Below are 938 nucleotides of genomic sequence, written 5' to 3'. Positions count from 1 at the left end.
CCTAGGGCCTGTCTGATAATTGATCTCGTGGTGGGTCGTGGGGAGCTGACGGATGCGGCGTGGGAGCGGATAGTGCCCTTGCTGCCGGGGGTTGATGGCCGGGGGCGGCCGTGGCGGGATCACCGGCAGGTGATCAACGGGGTGCTGTGGCGGTTGCGGACCGGTGCCCCTTGGCGTGACCTGCCCAAACGCTACGGGCCGTGGCAGACGGCCTATGAACGGTTCGCCCGCTGGGAGGCGGACGGGACCTGGGCCCGTCTGCTCGAGCAGATCCAGGTCCGCGATGACTCCGTCGGAGCGGTGGAGTGGACCGTGTCGGTTGACTCCACGATCAGCCGGGCCCACCAGCACGCCGCCGGTGCCCGCAAAAAGGGGCGGCGGCAGGGGACGAACTGGAAGATCAGGCACGTCCGTCGGCTGCCCAGGCGCTGGGCCGGTCCCGTGGTGGACTGACCACCAAGCTCCACCTCGCCTGCGACGGCCGGGGCCTGCCCCTGACCGTCGTCGTCACGCCCGGCAACGTCAACGACTCCACCGTCTTCGATACGGTCATGAACGAGCTGAAGGTGCCCCGCACCGGCGCTGGACGGCCCCGCCTCAGGCCTGACACGGTCATCGCAGACAAGGCGTATTCGTCCCGGGCCATACGCCAGGTCCTGCGGCGCAGAGGCATCCGGGCGGTGATCCCGGAGCGAGCGGACCAGAAGGCCAACCGTCTGCGGCGCGGGAAGGCCGGCGGCAGACCGCCGGCCTTCGACCGAGAGCTCTACAAGGCCCGCAACGCGGTCGAACGCTGCTTCAACCGCCTCAAGCAGTTCCGGGCGATCGCCACGCGCTTCGACAAACTCGCCGCCCGCTACAGAGCCGGCGTCCGCCTCGCCGCACTCATCCTCTGGCTCCGCGAACCCACCCAAGATCCTTTGTCAGACAGGACCTAG

Annotated in this window: 1 protein-coding gene; it reads left to right on the top strand. The window is 69.1% G+C overall.

Annotated features, from left to right (window positions below; translation table 11 throughout):
* The first annotated feature begins 27 nt into the window (after nucleotides 1–27).
* Nucleotides 28–938 (top strand): IS5 family transposase gene (locus QK440_RS41210; protein ID WP_282798390.1). Its coding sequence is split into 2 segments (ribosomal slippage): nucleotides 28–376 and nucleotides 376–938, totalling 912 coding nucleotides; the frame shifts between segments, so codons are not numbered across the junction.

This window comes from Streptomyces sp. CC224B, assembly GCF_030010595.1.
GTDB lineage: Bacteria > Actinomycetota > Actinomycetes > Streptomycetales > Streptomycetaceae > Streptomyces > Streptomyces longispororuber.
The sequence above is the reverse complement of the archived record's forward strand: the minus strand, read 5'-3'. Positions and strand labels throughout refer to the sequence as shown.